General features: G+C 69.6%; 17 protein-coding genes and 1 tRNA gene. 17 read left to right on the top strand and 1 reads right to left on the bottom strand.

Annotated elements, in window-relative coordinates; genetic code table 11:
• Positions 1-124: 124 nt before the first annotated feature.
• The 13 genes from BKA00_RS21600 (at position 125) to BKA00_RS21540 (ending at position 10,876) form a co-directional block, all read left to right on the top strand.
• Positions 125-271: a hypothetical protein gene (locus tag BKA00_RS21600; protein ID WP_185027695.1), complete on the top strand. Its 147-nt coding sequence runs from the start codon at positions 125-127 to the stop codon at positions 269-271.
• A gap of 103 nt (positions 272-374) precedes the next feature.
• On the top strand, positions 375-674 hold the full coding sequence (locus BKA00_RS21595) for a WhiB family transcriptional regulator (protein ID WP_185027693.1): 300 nt from the start codon (positions 375-377) through the stop codon (positions 672-674).
• Positions 674-1,117 carry a hypothetical protein gene (locus BKA00_RS21590; RefSeq protein WP_185027691.1) on the top strand — a complete coding sequence of 148 codons (444 nt, stop codon included), beginning with the start codon at positions 674-676 and terminating at the stop codon, positions 1,115-1,117. The genes BKA00_RS21595 and BKA00_RS21590 overlap by 1 nt, the downstream gene beginning before the upstream one ends.
• Positions 1,114-2,277, top strand: coding sequence for a hypothetical protein (locus BKA00_RS21585; protein WP_221493250.1), 1,164 nt, complete (start codon positions 1,114-1,116; stop codon positions 2,275-2,277). Before BKA00_RS21590 ends, BKA00_RS21585 begins: the two co-directional genes overlap by 4 nt.
• A gap of 16 nt (positions 2,278-2,293) precedes the next feature.
• Positions 2,294-2,575 (top strand): hypothetical protein, encoded by a 282-nt coding sequence (locus BKA00_RS21580; protein ID WP_185027689.1) that lies wholly within the window; start codon positions 2,294-2,296, stop codon positions 2,573-2,575.
• Complete coding sequence (locus BKA00_RS21575; protein WP_185027687.1) at positions 2,572-2,868, top strand: hypothetical protein; 297 nt, start codon at positions 2,572-2,574, stop codon at positions 2,866-2,868. Before BKA00_RS21580 ends, BKA00_RS21575 begins: the two co-directional genes overlap by 4 nt.
• Positions 2,865-3,227 carry a hypothetical protein gene (locus BKA00_RS21570; RefSeq protein WP_185027685.1) on the top strand — a complete coding sequence of 121 codons (363 nt, stop codon included), beginning with the start codon at positions 2,865-2,867 and terminating at the stop codon, positions 3,225-3,227. The genes BKA00_RS21575 and BKA00_RS21570 overlap by 4 nt, the downstream gene beginning before the upstream one ends.
• Positions 3,227-5,221, top strand: coding sequence for a hypothetical protein (locus BKA00_RS21565; RefSeq protein WP_185027683.1), 1,995 nt, complete (start codon positions 3,227-3,229; stop codon positions 5,219-5,221). Before BKA00_RS21570 ends, BKA00_RS21565 begins: the two co-directional genes overlap by 1 nt.
• Before the next feature lie 305 nt (positions 5,222-5,526).
• A complete protein-coding gene (locus tag BKA00_RS21560) occupies positions 5,527-5,883 on the top strand; it encodes a hypothetical protein (protein ID WP_185027681.1) in 357 nt (118 codons plus the stop codon).
• Complete coding sequence (locus BKA00_RS21555) at positions 5,880-7,859, top strand: DUF3987 domain-containing protein (protein WP_185027679.1); 1,980 nt, start codon at positions 5,880-5,882, stop codon at positions 7,857-7,859. The genes BKA00_RS21560 and BKA00_RS21555 overlap by 4 nt, the downstream gene beginning before the upstream one ends.
• A gap of 247 nt (positions 7,860-8,106) precedes the next feature.
• Positions 8,107-8,301, top strand: a complete 195-nt coding sequence (locus BKA00_RS21550; RefSeq protein ID WP_185027677.1) for a helix-turn-helix transcriptional regulator — start codon at positions 8,107-8,109, stop codon at positions 8,299-8,301.
• Complete coding sequence (locus BKA00_RS21545; protein WP_185027675.1) at positions 8,298-9,665, top strand: tyrosine-type recombinase/integrase; 1,368 nt, start codon at positions 8,298-8,300, stop codon at positions 9,663-9,665. The genes BKA00_RS21550 and BKA00_RS21545 overlap by 4 nt, the downstream gene beginning before the upstream one ends.
• A gap of 68 nt (positions 9,666-9,733) precedes the next feature.
• On the top strand, positions 9,734-10,876 hold the full coding sequence (locus BKA00_RS21540; RefSeq protein WP_185027673.1) for a hypothetical protein: 1,143 nt from the start codon (positions 9,734-9,736) through the stop codon (positions 10,874-10,876).
• A 225-nt stretch (positions 10,877-11,101) separates the two neighbouring features.
• Here the strand turns inward: BKA00_RS21540 and BKA00_RS21535 are convergent.
• Positions 11,102-11,173: transfer RNA gene (locus tag BKA00_RS21535), tRNA-Arg, on the bottom strand.
• A 114-nt stretch (positions 11,174-11,287) separates the two neighbouring features.
• Between BKA00_RS21535 and BKA00_RS21530 the strand changes: the two genes are divergently transcribed.
• The 4 genes from BKA00_RS21530 to BKA00_RS21515 are packed head-to-tail and all read left to right on the top strand — an operon-like array spanning position 11,288 to position 15,035.
• Positions 11,288-11,650 carry a response regulator gene (locus BKA00_RS21530; RefSeq protein ID WP_185034574.1) on the top strand — a complete coding sequence of 121 codons (363 nt, stop codon included), beginning with the start codon at positions 11,288-11,290 and terminating at the stop codon, positions 11,648-11,650.
• A 42-nt stretch (positions 11,651-11,692) separates the two neighbouring features.
• Positions 11,693-12,346, top strand: coding sequence for a DALR anticodon-binding domain-containing protein (locus BKA00_RS21525; RefSeq protein ID WP_185027671.1), 654 nt, complete (start codon positions 11,693-11,695; stop codon positions 12,344-12,346).
• Positions 12,343-13,734 (top strand): diaminopimelate decarboxylase, encoded by a 1,392-nt coding sequence (lysA, locus tag BKA00_RS21520; RefSeq protein ID WP_185027668.1) that lies wholly within the window; start codon positions 12,343-12,345, stop codon positions 13,732-13,734. The genes BKA00_RS21525 and lysA overlap by 4 nt, the downstream gene beginning before the upstream one ends.
• Entirely contained in the window at positions 13,731-15,035 is a 1,305-nt protein-coding gene (locus BKA00_RS21515) for a homoserine dehydrogenase (RefSeq protein ID WP_185027666.1), read from the top strand. Before lysA ends, BKA00_RS21515 begins: the two co-directional genes overlap by 4 nt.
• Positions 15,036-15,050 lie beyond the last annotated feature (15 nt).

Below are 15,050 nucleotides of genomic sequence, written 5' to 3'. Positions count from 1 at the left end.
ACCTAACTGGACCCTACTGCATACGCCAAACGACTGGCGTTACTTGACATCCGGCGGCGCGTGGCCACAATCGGAGTTGAGCAAACGTCAAACGTTTGGCGTTACAACGCTGAGGAGGCGTCGGATGTTCCCGGACAAGTCGAGCAAGGTCGGCCAGTGGGTCAGCGCGCTGGTTCTGGCGGTCTTCGTCTTCCAGAACCCCGAGAAGGCCGCGGGCTTCGTGACCGGCTTCTTCGACGCCGTGTCCCGCTTCGCCAACGCCCTGGGCTGAGCAAGTGCCCGTCCGCCACTCGAAGCCGGTCCCGGTGCACACGCCACCAAGCACGCCACCGGGACCGCGCTTCCAACCGATCACCGAGTCAAGGAGCTGCCCCGTGTCCCGACCCCTGACCGCCGTTTCGGCGCTGTCCGCCATCGACCTGCGCGGCGAGCCGATCGAGGGCGCACAGTGCCATTTCGACCCCGACTTGCACATCGGTCCCGACGGCCAGGAGTCGCCGGAGGAGCGTGCGGCGCGTGAGCTCGTGGCCGCCGAGGTCTGCGAGTCCTGCCCGCTGCGCGGTGCCTGCTTCGAGCTGGCGGTGCGAATCCGACCGGAGCGCGGCGTGTGGGCGGGCTTCACCGCCACGGAGCTGGCCGCGCTGTTCGCCCTCGACCTCGACGAGGTCGCCTGATGGACCCGATCACCTTGGAGCCGAACCCGGCCAAGGGTCACTCCAGTGAGTACACGCTCCGTGTCGCCTCCGCGATCGCGGAAGCGGTGCGGGTGCTCAACTACGCCACGTTCGCGCAGAACGCGCCGGACGGCATGCCGTATCCGTCCACCTCCTACGACGTCATCGGCCGCCTGCAGGCCGCGACCGCCGGTATGGGCCAGCTCTTCGGCCAGCTCGCCGATCGGCTCGCCGACCTCGACACCACGCAGGAGATCACCGTTTCGCACGGCCTGTTCGCCGACGACACCGACGCCGCGGTGGATCAGGCCCTTGAGGCGCTGGCCACATGCGCCCATGTGGCTAGCGACCTTGACGACGCGCTTCGGTTCGCGCACGCCGCACTGTCGCCCCTCGGCCTCCGCCTCCCCGCCGACCCCGAGGACGGGAGGCGTCGGAGATGACCATGCTCGACGACACCCGTGCGTCTCTCGGCACGGCGGAAACGTTCACGGCGCCGAGGAGTACCTCGCCCGTGAACACCCGGACCGAGGCCACCGGGAAGCGTTCACCGCAGGACACTGGAGTGTTCACGGGGGACGCCGGTCCGGTGGGCTCGGTGAACGGTCCGATGAACAGTGCTCAGATCCGTTCAGCCGAGCGGGCGCTGGCGGTCGGCACATGGTTGATCGTGTTCGGCGCGATGCTGTACTCGGTCCTGACGGTCACTCCGCTGATGGCGCGGCACACTGCGGACCGGTGGGACTGGACGGCGCCCATTCTGCCGCTGGTGGTGGACGCCGCCGTGGTGATCGTGGTTCGGCTGGATTCGGTGCTTGCCCGTCTGGGCCACCATGGCGGCCGATGGCCGACCGTGCTGCGGTGGATGACCGGCGCCATGACCTTGTCCCTCAACGTTGCCGACTCGGCGCTGGAGAAAGACAAGGTCGGGGTGGCGGTGCATGCCGTGGCGCCGCTCCTGTTGATCGTGACGGCCGAGACCGGGCTTGCCTACCGCCGGGCTATCACCGCCGCCCTGACGGCCGAGCAGGCCCGGCAGCGCGCCGCGCTGGCCGCCCGCGAGCGGGCCGCCGCCGAGCGGGCCGAGGCCGAGCGGCAGCAGGCCCGCGAGGAACGCGAGTATCAGGCGCGGCTGATCCGTGAGCAACGCGAGCACGAGGCGGCCATGGCGCGGCAGGAGACCGAACGCCGCGAGCGGCTGGAGCGTGAGGAGCGCGAGCGCACCCGAGCCGCCGAGCGTGAACGGCAGGCCGCGCGTGAACGCGCCGCGCAAGAACGTGAGCGCGCCGAGCGCGAACGTCAGCAGGCCGAGATGGAAGCCGAGCGGCGTGAACGCGAGCGTGAACACGCCCGCCGTGAGGCCGAGCGGCAGCGCGCCGAGCGCGCCGAGCGTGAACGCCGCGCGTTGCTGGCGGCCGGTCCGGTCTCCGACAAGCTGCCCGAGGCCGAAGCCCGCCAGGTCGTGACCGCGGCCTTCGAGGCTGGCCTGTCGGTCCGCAACGCCGCCGAGCGGTGCGGCTGGTCTGTCGGCTGGGTCTCCGGCCGCTACCAAGAGCTGCGCGCCGTCCACGACGGCCAGCCGGGCGCCGTTCCCACCACCTGACCAAGGAGGTTCTGTCATGACGACCCGCACTCGCACGACTCGCCCCCACAGCGGCAGGACCGGCGCCCGTACCCGCCGGACGCGTCCGGGCTACCGGCTGGCGTTCGCTGACCGGTTCATGCTGGCCGGTTCGACCGGTGGCGCGGTGTACCTGTTCGCCCTGCATCTGGCGCAACTGCCGACCGGAACCGCGGCGGCCGCCGGGGTGCTGGTGTTCGCGTTCGCTCTTGGGGTGCTGGTGGCCGTCAAGCGGCTGCCGCACCTGCGGCCCCTGCCGACGTGGAGGCCGCGGCGATGACGCTGGACTACCCGCCCCGCCCGAACCGCGCCCGGACCGGCGCCACGCTGGCCGCCCTGTACGCCGTCCTGCGCGGCCTGTGGGCCGTGGCCCGGCTGCTGGCCGGTGCCGTGGCCGCACTCGTCTCGGCCGCCCTCGGCTCGCCCCCGGCCTCGGCGACCCGTCTGGGCCACCTGATCGCCGACGAGTACCGCGCCGGACGCGCCGGCGCCATCGACGCCGAGGTCATCGAGGACACCGCCGACCCCGACACCGAATCGCACGCCGAGCCCGTGAAGGAGGGCCGCCAGTGAGCGGCAACAAGCGCATTCCGGAGCTCTCGAACATCGAGTTCACCGGGGCCAAGTCGATCACCGCCTACAGCCAGGCGTCCCGGTCGATCTGCCGGGACCTGTCCATGGAGTTCGAGATGGCCGCCGACGAGGTCTACGGCGCCCTGGTGGCTTCCCAGAAGGGGCACCCGGCCCTGTTCGGGGTGGACGTCAAGATGCGCGCCCGCCGGGTGCGCAACCGGCTGCGGCGCGCGTCCGAGCACGCCAAGGGCGCCGCGGTGGAAGCGGTGAAGTTCCACAACCAGTTCCGCACCGAGTTCGCCGACATCCTCAACCCGCCCAAGCGCAAGCCCAAGTTCGACTTCAAGGACGAGGCCTGATGCCTGCCAAGAACACGCTCAAGAGCACGCACCTGGCCACCGTGGACGACGCCTCGTGGGACCGGTTCAAGGCCGCCCAAGCCTCCAAGCTCGCCACGCTCGCGCCGCCGTGGCTGGTCTGGCCGGTCGTCGCCGGGATCGGGCACGCTGCCCACACCCTTTGGGGCACCGGCCCCGGCGCCGCATGGTCGGCTATCGGCCTCACTCTCGGGACGGGGGTCCTGTCGGGAGTGACGTGGCTGGTCTCCCATACTCGCGGCATGCTCGGCCGCGGCTCGGCCACCGTGACCACGTTCGCGACCGGGATGTGGGTCACCTCATGCTCGGTCGCCGGGATCGGCCAACCGGTGGTGACCTGGTTCTTCCTGGCCGGTGGCGTGACCGTCTGCACTGGGTGGAACATCCGGACCGTGATCCGGGCCAAGGTCGGCCTGTCGGGTGTCACCGATCCGCTGGCGTTCCTGTTCGACCAGGGCAAGGAAAGCACCGGCCTGGACGGGGCGCGTATGGCCACCGTCAAGGCCGGTGAACGCAAGATCGAGGCCGCCATGGCGCTGCCCGCCGGGCAGAAGACCGTGGGCGACGTGCAGAAGAAGACCGAGCACATCGAGGGCGCCATGGGCCTGCCGCCCGGCACTCTGTCGGTGGCCGCCGACACCGACCGCGCCGACCGCGCCAAAGTCACCCTGTCCGACCCGCGCATCATGCGCGCCCCGATCCCGTGGCCAGGACCGTCCCGGCCCGGCGCGTCCATCGCCGAACCGGTCCGCCCTGGGGTGTGGCAGGACGGCGACGACGTCGCCGACACCATCCCCGGCAGCCACCGCCAGTTCATGGGCAAGACCGGATCCGGCAAGTCCATCGGCGGAGCGTGGGACTACCTCGCCGAGATCATCACCCGGCATGACGTGGCCGTGTTCGCCGCCGACATCACCAAGGGAGAGCAGACCCTCGGCCCGCTCCGCCCCGCCCTGCACCGCTTCGAGACCACCAAGCAAGGCGTGCGCTCCCTGATCAACGACGTCGAAGCGCAGCTCAAGCCCCGTACCGACTGGCTCTCGGCGCGCGGATACGTCAACTGGGAGCCCGGGTGCGGGCTGGCCTACTGGGTGCTGTGGCTGGAGGAGTTCCCCGACATCGGCGACGCCCTCGGCGACAAGGGCATGGAGACCTTCCTCCGGCTGCTCAAGGCCGTCCGGTCCGCCGGCGGAACCATCGTCATGAGCTTGCAGCGGTCGGACTGGACGCAGATGCCCACCATCGCCCGCGGCCAGCTGGCGAACATGTGCTTTGGCGTCGCCAACTCCCATGACGCCGCGTTCGGCCTCTCCGAAGCCCAGGAAGACGCCGGGGCCCGCCCGGAACTGTGGGGGTCCTCTCAGCCCGGCATGGCTTACCTCGACGCGCCCGGTATCCCCATCGAGCGCATCGCGATGCCGCTGCGCACCTTCGCATGGCTCGACGCCAGCGGGAAGCCGGACACCGCCGCCATAGCCGCCCACGCGGCCCAGTGGCCCGCCGGGAGCAAGTCCGTGGACGAGTTCACCGCCGCTATCACCGCCCACGCCACCGTTGCCACGGGCGCCCGTCCGGTCGGCGAGCCCGGCCCCACGGACGACGCCGAGGAGGACGCGGACGGAGGTTGGTCGGCTGCCGACGACCTGACCACCGAGGACCCCGACCCGACCATGACCGCCGACATCGACGACCCCATCGAGGACGACCCCGACGACGAGGAATGGGAATTCACCCGGCCCGAACCGACCATGACCGCCGCCGAGGCGCGCCAGGCGCTACGGGACCGCATCGCCGCATGGGCCGAAGAAGGCCGCGAGGACTTCACCACCGCCGACCTGTCCGAGGTGTGGACCGGCGCCGGCCTGTCCCGCCAGTGGGCACAGAACCAGATCCGCCGCCTACGCGAACAGGGCGTGCTCGGCTACGACGACGAGGCCCAACGCCACCTGCTGCTCGCCGTCTCCGACGCCGCCTGATCCGCGCGCACGCGCACCCGCACGGCTGCGCGCAGGCAGCGCGACACGCGAAGTTGATCATGGTGCAACGGGTGCAACGCGGGAGGTGCAACACCCCTGCAAAACAGGGCCGCAACACCCGCGTTGCACCCCCGCCGAGCAGGCAACCAACCCCCAAACCCCCGCCCGCCCGCAACGCCAGGTGCAACACCGCCCGCATCAGGAGGCAAAGCGGCCCTCGGCGCACAAGCCACCAAGCACGCCGCCGAGGGCCGCACCTCCAACCGATCACGGAACCGCCAGGGCCCCTAGAAGGAGGTCACTCCATGATGACACCGAACCAAGTCCCGTTCCCGCCCGTCGAGCAATGGCCCGTGCTGGCCGCCCCCGACTGCCCCACCTGCCGCCGCTCCGCCGACGTGGCATGGATCGGCCCCGCCACGTTCGCCGAGGGCGACGAGGTCAACGTGTGGCGCTGCCGCACCTGCCCCACCGACTGGTTCATCCCCGTCACCCACTGGCCCGTGCTGGACGGCCCCGACTGCCCGCACTGCCGCACCGTCGTCACCTGCTGGGCCGCGCTCGCACCCGAGACCCCGGGCGACCTGTGGCTCTGCGAGCACGGACACGAGTTCGTCCTGACCCCCGAGGGCCTGATCATCTTCACCGAGGACGCCGCATGACCAAGCCCGCATCGTTGCGCGTGGTAGACAGCGCGCCCGCTGGCGCTGACCTTGACGCGACGCCGCACAGCATCGAAGCCGAGCAATGCGTCCTCGGCGCCGTCATGCTCTCGCCCGTCGCGCTCGCCGAGGTCCGGCCACTGCTGGACGGCACCGACTTCTACCGGCCCGCGCACGCTCAGATCTGGGACGCGGTGTGCGAGCTGGCCGACCGTGGCGCGCCCGCCGACCCGCTCTCGGTCGGTGCGCACATCGGCGCCCGCCAGTTGGCCAAGCTCGGCGGTGGCCCGTACCTCCACACGCTGATCAGCCGTGTCCCGACCGCGGCGAACGCCGTCTACTGGGCCCACATGGTTCGGGACCTGGCATACGCCCGCACCGTCGCCGAGACCGGTACTCGACTCGTCCAGCTCGCCACCGTCGCCGAGGGCGACGCCGCCGAGCTGCGGGCGCAAGTGGCCGCCGAGGTCGCCGCCGTGACCGGCGCCGACCGGCGCGGCTGGCCCGACCCAACGCCGCTCTCGACCGCACCCGACCTGCCGACGTTCCCCATTTGGTGCCTGCCGGACTGGGCCGCAGAGTACGCCGCCGGCGTCGCCGACGTCACCCAGACACCGGTAGATCTGGCCGGGTGTCTCGCCCTGGCCGCGCTCGCCGTGGCCGCCGCCGGCAACGTGACGGTGAGCGCCGGGGCCTGGTCCGAGCCGGTGAACCTGTTCCTGGTCATGGTGCTGCCGCCCGGCAACCGGAAGTCCGAGGTCTACAAGGCCATGACCGGCCCCATCCGGGCCGCCGAGGGCATCTTGACCGACCTGGCCGCGCCGCTCATCGCCGAGGCGACCATTGCCCGCAAGGTCGCCGAGGCCGAGGCCGAGCGGTCGGAGAAGGCCGCCACCGACCACCCGGACAGTCTCGACCGGCGCGCCGACGCGTCCGCCGCGCGCATGGCTCTCGACAACGCCACAGTCCCCGCCGAGCCCGCGCTGTTCGGCGGGAACGACTCGACCGTTGAGAAGGTCACCTCACGACTGGCCGAACAGAACGGCCGATACGCCGTCATGGCGCCCGAGGGCGGCAAGCTGTTCTCGATCGCCGGAGGCCGCTACTCCGGCTCCCCGGACATCGGCGTCTTCCTGTCCGGGCACGCCGGCGAGGAAATGCGCATCGAGCGCATGGGCCGCCCGTCCGAGCGCATCGACGCCGCTGCCCTGACCATCGGTGTATGCCTCCAACCCGGCGTGCTGGCCGGGCTCGGCGACACCCCCGAATTCCGCGAACAGGGCTTGCTCGGACGCCTGCTGATCACCATGCCGGAATCCATGCTCGGCCACCGCAACGCCCGGCCCGCCCCCATCCCCGCGCACGCCGCCCACGCCTACGAGCGGACGCTTACCGATCTCGTCCTGTCGTTGCGCAGGTTCGGCGACCCTGACGGCACGCCCGTCGCCCTGACGTTCACGAGCGAAGCTCAAGAGGCCGTCATCGACCTGTTGGAGGCCACCGAACCCCGTTTTCGCCCCGGTAGCGGCGACCTTGCCCACATGACTGATTGGGGCGGCAAGCTGGTCGGCGCCGTTGTCCGCATCGCCGCCCTACTTCACCTGGCGAAGCACTTGCGCGACGGATACGGGCGCCCGATCGACCTCGCCACGTTCCGGGAAGCCTGCCAGCTCGGCGAGTACTTCACCGCGCACGCCCAAGCGGCCTATGACGCCATCGGCGCCGACCCTGCCGTCAACCATGCCCGCACCGTTCTGGACTGGGCACGCCGCACCGAGACCACCCGGTTCACCGCCCGCGACCTCATGCGCGGCCCGCTCAAGAACCGCGCCCGCAAAGTCGCCGACCTCGAACCGGTCCTACGCGTCCTGCAAACCCACGGCTGGGCGCGCCACATACCCGGCACACGGACGGGAGGACGGCCCACCTCACCGACTTACGAGACCCACCCCGACCTGTCGGAGGACTTCCGATGACTCGCCTCGTACGCCGCCACGAACCGTTACCGGCCTAGCGCAGACATGGCGACCGGGACGCCGGGACGGGGTGACAGAAGCCGACACAAGCCCTTCTGTCGCCTTCTGTCCCCGTGTCCCCTGTCCCCGCGCGCCCCCTCGGCGCTCGACTCGCCTCACGCTCCGTCGCCCGGCGCACAAGCCACCAAGCCCGCCGCCGGCGCCGTCCAACCGATCACATCCCGGACTGATTGAGGTGACCACCCCAATGGCCAAGAGGTCCAGCGCATGGATCACCGTGCCCGAGATCCTCGACGAGCTCGGCATCACCCGGCGCACATGGCAGCGCTGGCGTGCCCTCGGCAAGACGCCGCCCTGCACCGTTCTGCCCAACCGCAAGCTTCGGATTCGCCGAGTCGACTTCGAGAACTGGCTTTCCAGCCTTGAAGAGAGGGCCGCTTGAACAAGAGCTACGACGTCCGGTTCTGGAACATCACCGTAAAGAAGGGAAGAAAACGGCCCTACGTTCTGCGCTGGCTGGTAGGCGGAAAGGTCCAAACCAAGCCGTTCACCACGCGGGAACTCGCGGATAGCTTCAAGTCGGAACTGATTCAAGGCGCCCGGCGCGGCGAGGCATTCGATATCGAGACCGGCCTACCTGAGTCCATGATTCGCGCGGCCCGGTCCGTGAGCTGGTTTCAGCACGCACGCGACTATGTGGACGACCGATGGGACAAGGTATCCGCCAAACAACGCATCTCGATCGCTGAAACGCTCACCGCCGTGACGGTAAGTCTCGCGGCCGACCACAAGGGCGCGCCAGACTCGGAAACGCTGCGGAAGGCGTTGCGTCGCTGGGAGTACAACAAGAACCGGCGCGAGGCTGACCAGCCCGCCGAGGTGGCCGCCGCGCTCAACTGGGTGCGTAAGGCGTCCGTGCCACTGGCTGACCTCGCCGAGTTCGAGGGCATCACGCGGGCCCTCGCCGTGTGCGCGCAGAAGCTCGACGGCTCCCCGGCCGCGCCGAGCTACTACACCCGGCGCCGACGCGTCCTCTACAACGTGCTCAAGTACGCCGTGCAGCGGAAACGCCTCGCCGTCAACCCCATCGACGGTCTCGACTGGAAACCGACCGAAGATGACCAGGTGTGGGAGGAAATAGACCCGGCCATCGTTCCCTCACCCCGCCAAATGGCGGAACTCCTCACGGCAGTCAGCTACGCGGGACCTCGGAGAGGCCCTCGAATGGTCGCGTTCTTCGCGTGCGTCTACTACGCCATGATGCGGCCCGGCGAGGTCGTCTCTCTGCGCGAATCCGACTGCGAGCTTCCCGCGACGGGTTGGGGACGTTTGATGCTCGCCGGTTCCAAGCCCTCGGTTGGTACCGAGTGGACTGATTCGGGGGAGTACCACGACGACCGCGGACTTAAGGGGCGAAACCGTAGGGCAAAGCGGCCTGTGCCGATCCCGCCGGAGCTCGTCCGTATCCTGCGGGACCACATCAACCGGTATGGCGTCGCCCCTGACGGCCGCCTGTTCCGCACTGAGCGCGGGGGGGTACTCCTCCCGTCCGGTTACGGGCGGACGTGGCACAGGGCGCGAGCGCTCGCCCTGACGCCTGCCGAGGAAGCGTCAGATCTTGCTCGGCGCCCGTACGACCTACGGCATGCAGGCGTCTCCCTACGGCTCAATGCCGGCGTCCCGCCCACCCAGGTCGCCGAGTGGGCAGGCCACAGTGTGGAAGTGCTGCTGAAGATCTATGCCAAGGTCATCGCCGGTCACGACCACGTGTGGGAGGCACGTATGGACGACGCCCTGGGTAGCTAGCGAGGTGTTGCCTAAGCTCACTTCACGGAAGGCCTCGAATCGTCGGAGGTGGCGTGGATAATCGAGCCATGCACCCGGATGCCTTCTTTGAGCATGTTAGTGACGACGAGCGATACCTAGACCTTGATCTCCTCCGACGGCTGCGGAAAGCCCCTCTAGAGGACGTCGATGACGTTGAGGCGGCACACGGTCTGAGTCGGTTGGTCTGCGAGGTGCTCAAGACCGCCTTTGGTGACGGCCGCAGGTGGATGGAGAACGACGAATCAAGAGAGGTCCTGCGCACCCTGCGGGTGGTGCTGAGACGAGTCGGCATCCCGTGGCGGGCAGAGTTCCGCGATATCGAATCTTACCGGTATTTCTGCGAAGAACAAGGTTTCGGCGAGTGGGACCCCGGCGCGCACATCAAGGCTCGGGGCCTCTACCTGCACAGGATATTCGATCCGATCTTGGACCGACTGGAAGAGATTGAGGACGGGCCGGACGGTGCTATCAGAGGCGTGGACGGTGAATTGAAGAACATCATCTTCGCCTCGGTTAATGTAAAGCCCCGCATCGTGTTGCGGGACGCGCTTGAAAACCGGATTGAGATCGTCGAGGGGGCGGACGATTGCCTGATCTATGACCGCCCGCTCAGTTCGGCGGGGGTGACGTGGGGGGAGTTGATCGACTGGTGGCGGATGCGGCAGTCGCTTGACGACTCCCTCTCGACCGTAGAGGTCGGGCGCGACCTCTACGGGCGCCTGGGTAGCTCGCTCGACAGTCCGCCTGAAGAGCGCCTGCTTAAGGCTTACTGTGCGGACTTCCCGCCGAATGATGCAGGTGTCCACTTCCCGGCGTTGCTGCCGCAGGTTTACCTGCACTATGACCCATACACGCGCAGACAACGGCGGTCGGAGGGTAAGGGCGCCGTGCTGGTTCGCGAGCGGATGGATTTCTTGATGCTGTTGCCAGGTGGGGTCCGCGTTGTGCTAGAGATTGACGGCAAGCAGCACTATGCAGAGAAGGACACTGCGTCTCCGCGTCTGTATGCGGAGATGGTCGCCGAGGACCGCGAGCTACGGCTCTATGGATATGAGGTATACCGTTTCGGCGGCTACGAACTGCGGGACGAGGCCGAAGCCCGAGACACGTTGCGCGCGTTCTTTACCGAGCTGCTGCGGCGCCACGGTGTAGCAGCCGATGAGAGCCGTAACAGTGGAGCTTCGTCCTGATCCTGCATGGACATCCGCCAGCTGGAGCAGCGGCATGTGCTCTCGGCGGCGACCCGCGAGATGCTCTCCGCTTGACGGCGGGGAGCATCTCGGAGCCTGGAACACAGATGGAACACGCGCCGTGGCATACGGCGTCCTGTGATGGCATCTGATGTCACATGGCCCAAGAACGACGAGAGCCGGTTTCCGCTGGTCAAGGGCGGGAACCGGCTGATCGTTTGTAGGTGCCCCCTGCAGGATTCGAACCTGCGCACACGGCTCCGGAGGCCGTTGCTCTATCCCCTGAGCTAAGGGGGCGCGACGCGGTATGAGGTTACCAGGGTTGGCGGGGTGACGCGCACGGGGAGGTTCGCCGTGCGTTCAGGGGTCGGGTGGGCTAACTTCGAGGCCGTGACCGAGCCACTGGGACGCGTGCTGGTCGTCGATGATGACGAGGTGATCCGCCAGCTCATCGCCGTGAACCTGCAACTGGAGGGGTTCGAGGTGTCGACCGCGGTGGACGGGCAGGACTGCCTGGAGAAGGTGGCGGAGGTCGCGCCGGACGTGATCACGCTGGACGTGATGATGCCGCGGCTGGACGGGTGGGTCACCGCGGTGCGGCTGCGGGAGGATCCCGGGACCGCGCACATCAGGGTCGTGATGATCACGGCGCGGGCGCAGGAGCATGATGTGCGGCGGGGGCACGAGATCGGCGTCGACGCGTACGTGACGAAGCCGTTCGACCCCAACCAGCTGATCCAGACGGTGCGGAAACTCGCCGCGGTGTCCAGATAGTGGTCGGCTAGTCTCACCAGGGTGACTCCAGGGGATGCTCTCGTGCGCGCTGTGCGGGACGCCGTGGACGCCGGGGAGATCGATGTCGCGGTTCCCGAGGAGGTCGTGGTCTTCGGGCGGGGCGGCGGGGTTTTCGAGAGTCCGGTGGCGCTGAGGCTCGGTGTCGATCCGCGGGTGATCGCGCGGCGGGTCGGCGGGAGCGTCTCCGGGCCCGGGTTCGTCAGGGTCGTGGTGGGGCCCGAACTGGTGGACGTCATCCGGCGTGATCCTGGTTACGGGGTCGCGCGGGTTCCGCGGGGCGGGTGGAGCGAGTGGCCCCGGACGTTCGAGAACCCGGGATTCTCGGTGCGTTACGCCTATGCGAGGGCCTGCTGGGTGGAGCGCTGGGCTCGGGAACTCGGGGTCGGGGCCGGGCCGTTCGAGGGTGGTGCGGAGGAGCTCGTGGGGGCGCTCGGGGACGTCCCCGGACGGGCCGCGCAGGCGGAGCGGGAACGCGATGCCAGGCCCCTGATGTTGTGCTTGGAGAACGTTGCCGGGGCGTACCACGAGGTGCACGAGCGCTGTCCGGCGCTGCCCGCGGGCGAGGAGGAGCCCGGGGCGGTGCACGCGGGGCGGGTCGGCCTGGCGGAGGCCGTGAGGGTCGTCCTCGGCAACGGGCTGAACATGATCGGTGAGACACCTAGAGAGCGGATATGAGTCGAGTACACCCAGCCGGGGGGCGGCATGCCGACGTCCTGCCGGAGGATCATCCGGTGGGGCCGGCGGAGGACCTGAACGCGCTCGACCCTTCTGTGTGGCCGCGGAACTCCAAGCGGGAGGAAGGCGTCCTCACGGTCGGGGGAGTGGACGTCAGGGACCTGGCGAAGGAGTACGGGACGCCTCTGTACGTCTACGACGAGGAGGACGTCCGGAGCCGCGCCAGGGAGTACGTGGCGGCGTTCCATGACGGGGACGTCCACTACGCGGGCAAGGCGTTCCTGTGCACGGCCGTCGCGCGGTGGCTGAACGAGGAGGGCCTGGGCCTCGACGTGTGCAGCGGGGGTGAGCTTGCCGTGGCGCTGGCGGCGGGCTTCCCTACCGAGCGCATCACGTTGCACGGGAGCAACAAGGCGCCCTGGGAGCTGGAGAAGGCCCTGGAGGTGGGGGTCGGGCGGATCGTGCTCGACTCGTTCGAGGAGATCGCCCGGGTGGGGTACCTCGCCCAGGAGATGGGCGTCCGGCCCAAGGTGATGGTGCGCGTGACCACGGGTGTCGAGGCGCACACCCACGAGTTCATCGCCACCGCGCATGACGACCAGAAGTTCGGGTTCTCCAGGAGTTCCGGGGCGGCCCTGGAGGCGGTCAGGCGGGTCCTGGAGCTGGAGCAGCTCGAACTGGTGGGGCTGCACAGCCACATCGGCTCGCAGATCTTCGAGGTGGACGGGTTCGAGGTGGCCGCGCACCGGCTGGCCGAGCTGCTGGTGGCCATCCGCGACGAGCACGGGGTCGAGCTTCCGGAGCTCGACCTGGGGGGCGGCTACGGCATCGCGTACGTGCCGGGCGAGGAGCCGCACGACCCGAAGTCGATCGCGGACGGGCTGCGCGCCATCGTGGCGCGCGAGTGCCGGGCGTACGAGCTGTCGATGCCGCGGCTGACCGTGGAGCCGGGCCGGGCGATCATCGGCCCCGGCGGCGTCACGCTGTACGAGGTCGGGACGGTCAAGGACGTCGAGGGCCTGCGCACGTACGTCTCGGTGGACGGCGGCATGTCCGACAACCTGCGCACGGCCCTGTACGGCGCCGAATACACCGGGGCGCTGGCGAGCAGATCGTCCGAGGCCGCCCCCATGCTCAGTAGGCTTGTCGGCAAGCACTGCGAGAGCGGCGACATTGTGGTGCGGGACCTGTGGTTCCCCGAAGATCTTGCGGCGGGGGATCTGGTGGCGGTGGCGGCGACCGGTGCGTACTGTCGGTCGATGGCCAGCAACTACAACCATGTCCCGAAGCCCGCCGTGGTGGCGGTGAGGGACGGCAGGTCGCGCGTGATCGTCCGGCGGGAGAGCGCGGAGGACCTGCTGCGGCTCGATGCGGAGGTCGAAGCGTGAAACCCGGACTGCGCGTGGCGCTGCTCGGTTGCGGAGTGGTCGGCACGGAGGTCGTGCGGCTGCTGAACGAGCAGGCCGACGACCTGGCCGCGCGCGTGGGGGTCCCCCTGGAGCTGGCCGGGATCGCCGTGCGCAGGCCCGACCGGGTGCGCGCGGGCGTCGACCCGACGCTGCTGACCACGGACGCGCAGACGCTCGTGACCAGGGACGACGTCGATCTCGTCATCGAGGTGATCGGCGGCATCGAGCCCGCCAGGACGCTGATGCTGGAGGCGATGAAGGCCGGCAAGTCGGTCGTCACCGCGAACAAGGCGCTGCTGGCCGAGGACGGGGCGACGCTGTTCGCGGCGGCGCGGGAGTACGGCGCCGACCTGTACTACGAGGCGTCCGTGGCGGGCGCGATCCCGCTGCTGCGGCCGTTGCGGGAGTCCCTGGTCGGCGATCACGTGCACCGGGTGCTCGGCATCGTGAACGGCACCACGAACTACATCCTCGACCAGATGGACACGCACGGCGCCGGCTTCAACGAGGCGCTGGACGAGGCGCAGGCGCTCGGCTACGCGGAGGCCGACCCGACGGCCGACGTGGAGGGCTTCGACGCGGCGGCCAAGGCGGCGATCCTGGCGCAGCTCGCCTTCCACACGCCGGTGACGGCCGCGGACGTCCACCGCGAGGGCATCACCGAGGTGAGCGCCGCCGACGTGGCGGGCGCCCAGGGGATGGACTGCGTCGTCAAGCTCCTGGCCATCTGCGAGCGGATCCCTTCGGACGACGGCCGGAACGGGCGCGGGGTGTCGGTCCGCGTGTATCCGGCGATGATCCCGCGGTCGCACCCGCTGGCGAGCGTCCGCGAGGCGTACAACGCGGTGTTCGTCGAGGCGGAGTCGGCGGGTTCGCTGATGTTCTACGGCGCGGGCGCGGGCGGGGCCCCGACGGCGTCGGCGATCCTCGGCGACCTCGTCGCGGTCGCCCGCAACGTGGTCGGCGGCACCCCGGGCCCGGTCGAGGTCACGTACGCGAAGCTGCCGGTGCTGCCGATGGGCGAGACCGTCACCCGCTACTACGTCGAGGTGGACGTGACGGACGAGGCCGGCGTGCTCGCCACGGTCGCCGAGGAGTTCGCCCGGCACGGGGTGTCGATCCAGGCCGTCCGGCAGGTGGGCTCGGGCGAGGAGGCGCAGCTCGTCGTCGTGACGCACCGGGCGCCGGACGCCGCGCTGTCGGCGACGGTGGCGGGCCTGCGCGGACTGGAGATCGTCCGCGGAGTGACGAGTGTCATGCGCGTCGAGGGAGACGAGTGAGGCGGGGCCGGTCCC

The organism is Actinomadura coerulea, from assembly GCF_014208105.1.
Taxonomy (GTDB): domain Bacteria; phylum Actinomycetota; class Actinomycetes; order Streptosporangiales; family Streptosporangiaceae; genus Spirillospora; species Spirillospora coerulea.
Note: the sequence above shows the minus strand (reverse complement) of the source record. Positions and strands in the feature narration are given on the sequence as shown.

Excerpts from the sequence above, each read along its gene's own strand:
- BKA00_RS21600 (WP_185027695.1), top strand. The coding sequence starts at position 125 with ATGTTCCCGGACAAGTCGAGCAAGGTCGGCCAGTGGGTCAGCGCGCTG.
- BKA00_RS21590 (WP_185027691.1), top strand. The coding sequence starts at position 674 with ATGGACCCGATCACCTTGGAGCCGAACCCGGCCAAGGGTCACTCCAGT.
- BKA00_RS21585 (WP_221493250.1), top strand. The coding sequence starts at position 1,114 with ATGACCATGCTCGACGACACCCGTGCGTCTCTCGGCACGGCGGAAACG.
- BKA00_RS21580 (WP_185027689.1), top strand. The coding sequence starts at position 2,294 with ATGACGACCCGCACTCGCACGACTCGCCCCCACAGCGGCAGGACCGGC.
- BKA00_RS21575 (WP_185027687.1), top strand. The coding sequence starts at position 2,572 with ATGACGCTGGACTACCCGCCCCGCCCGAACCGCGCCCGGACCGGCGCC.
- BKA00_RS21565 (WP_185027683.1), top strand. The coding sequence starts at position 3,227 with ATGCCTGCCAAGAACACGCTCAAGAGCACGCACCTGGCCACCGTGGAC.
- BKA00_RS21560 (WP_185027681.1), top strand. The coding sequence starts at position 5,527 with ATGATGACACCGAACCAAGTCCCGTTCCCGCCCGTCGAGCAATGGCCC.
- BKA00_RS21555 (WP_185027679.1), top strand. The coding sequence starts at position 5,880 with ATGACCAAGCCCGCATCGTTGCGCGTGGTAGACAGCGCGCCCGCTGGC.
- BKA00_RS21550 (WP_185027677.1), top strand. The coding sequence starts at position 8,107 with ATGGCCAAGAGGTCCAGCGCATGGATCACCGTGCCCGAGATCCTCGAC.
- BKA00_RS21540 (WP_185027673.1), top strand. The coding sequence starts at position 9,734 with ATGCACCCGGATGCCTTCTTTGAGCATGTTAGTGACGACGAGCGATAC.
- lysA (WP_185027668.1), top strand. The coding sequence starts at position 12,343 with ATGAGTCGAGTACACCCAGCCGGGGGGCGGCATGCCGACGTCCTGCCG.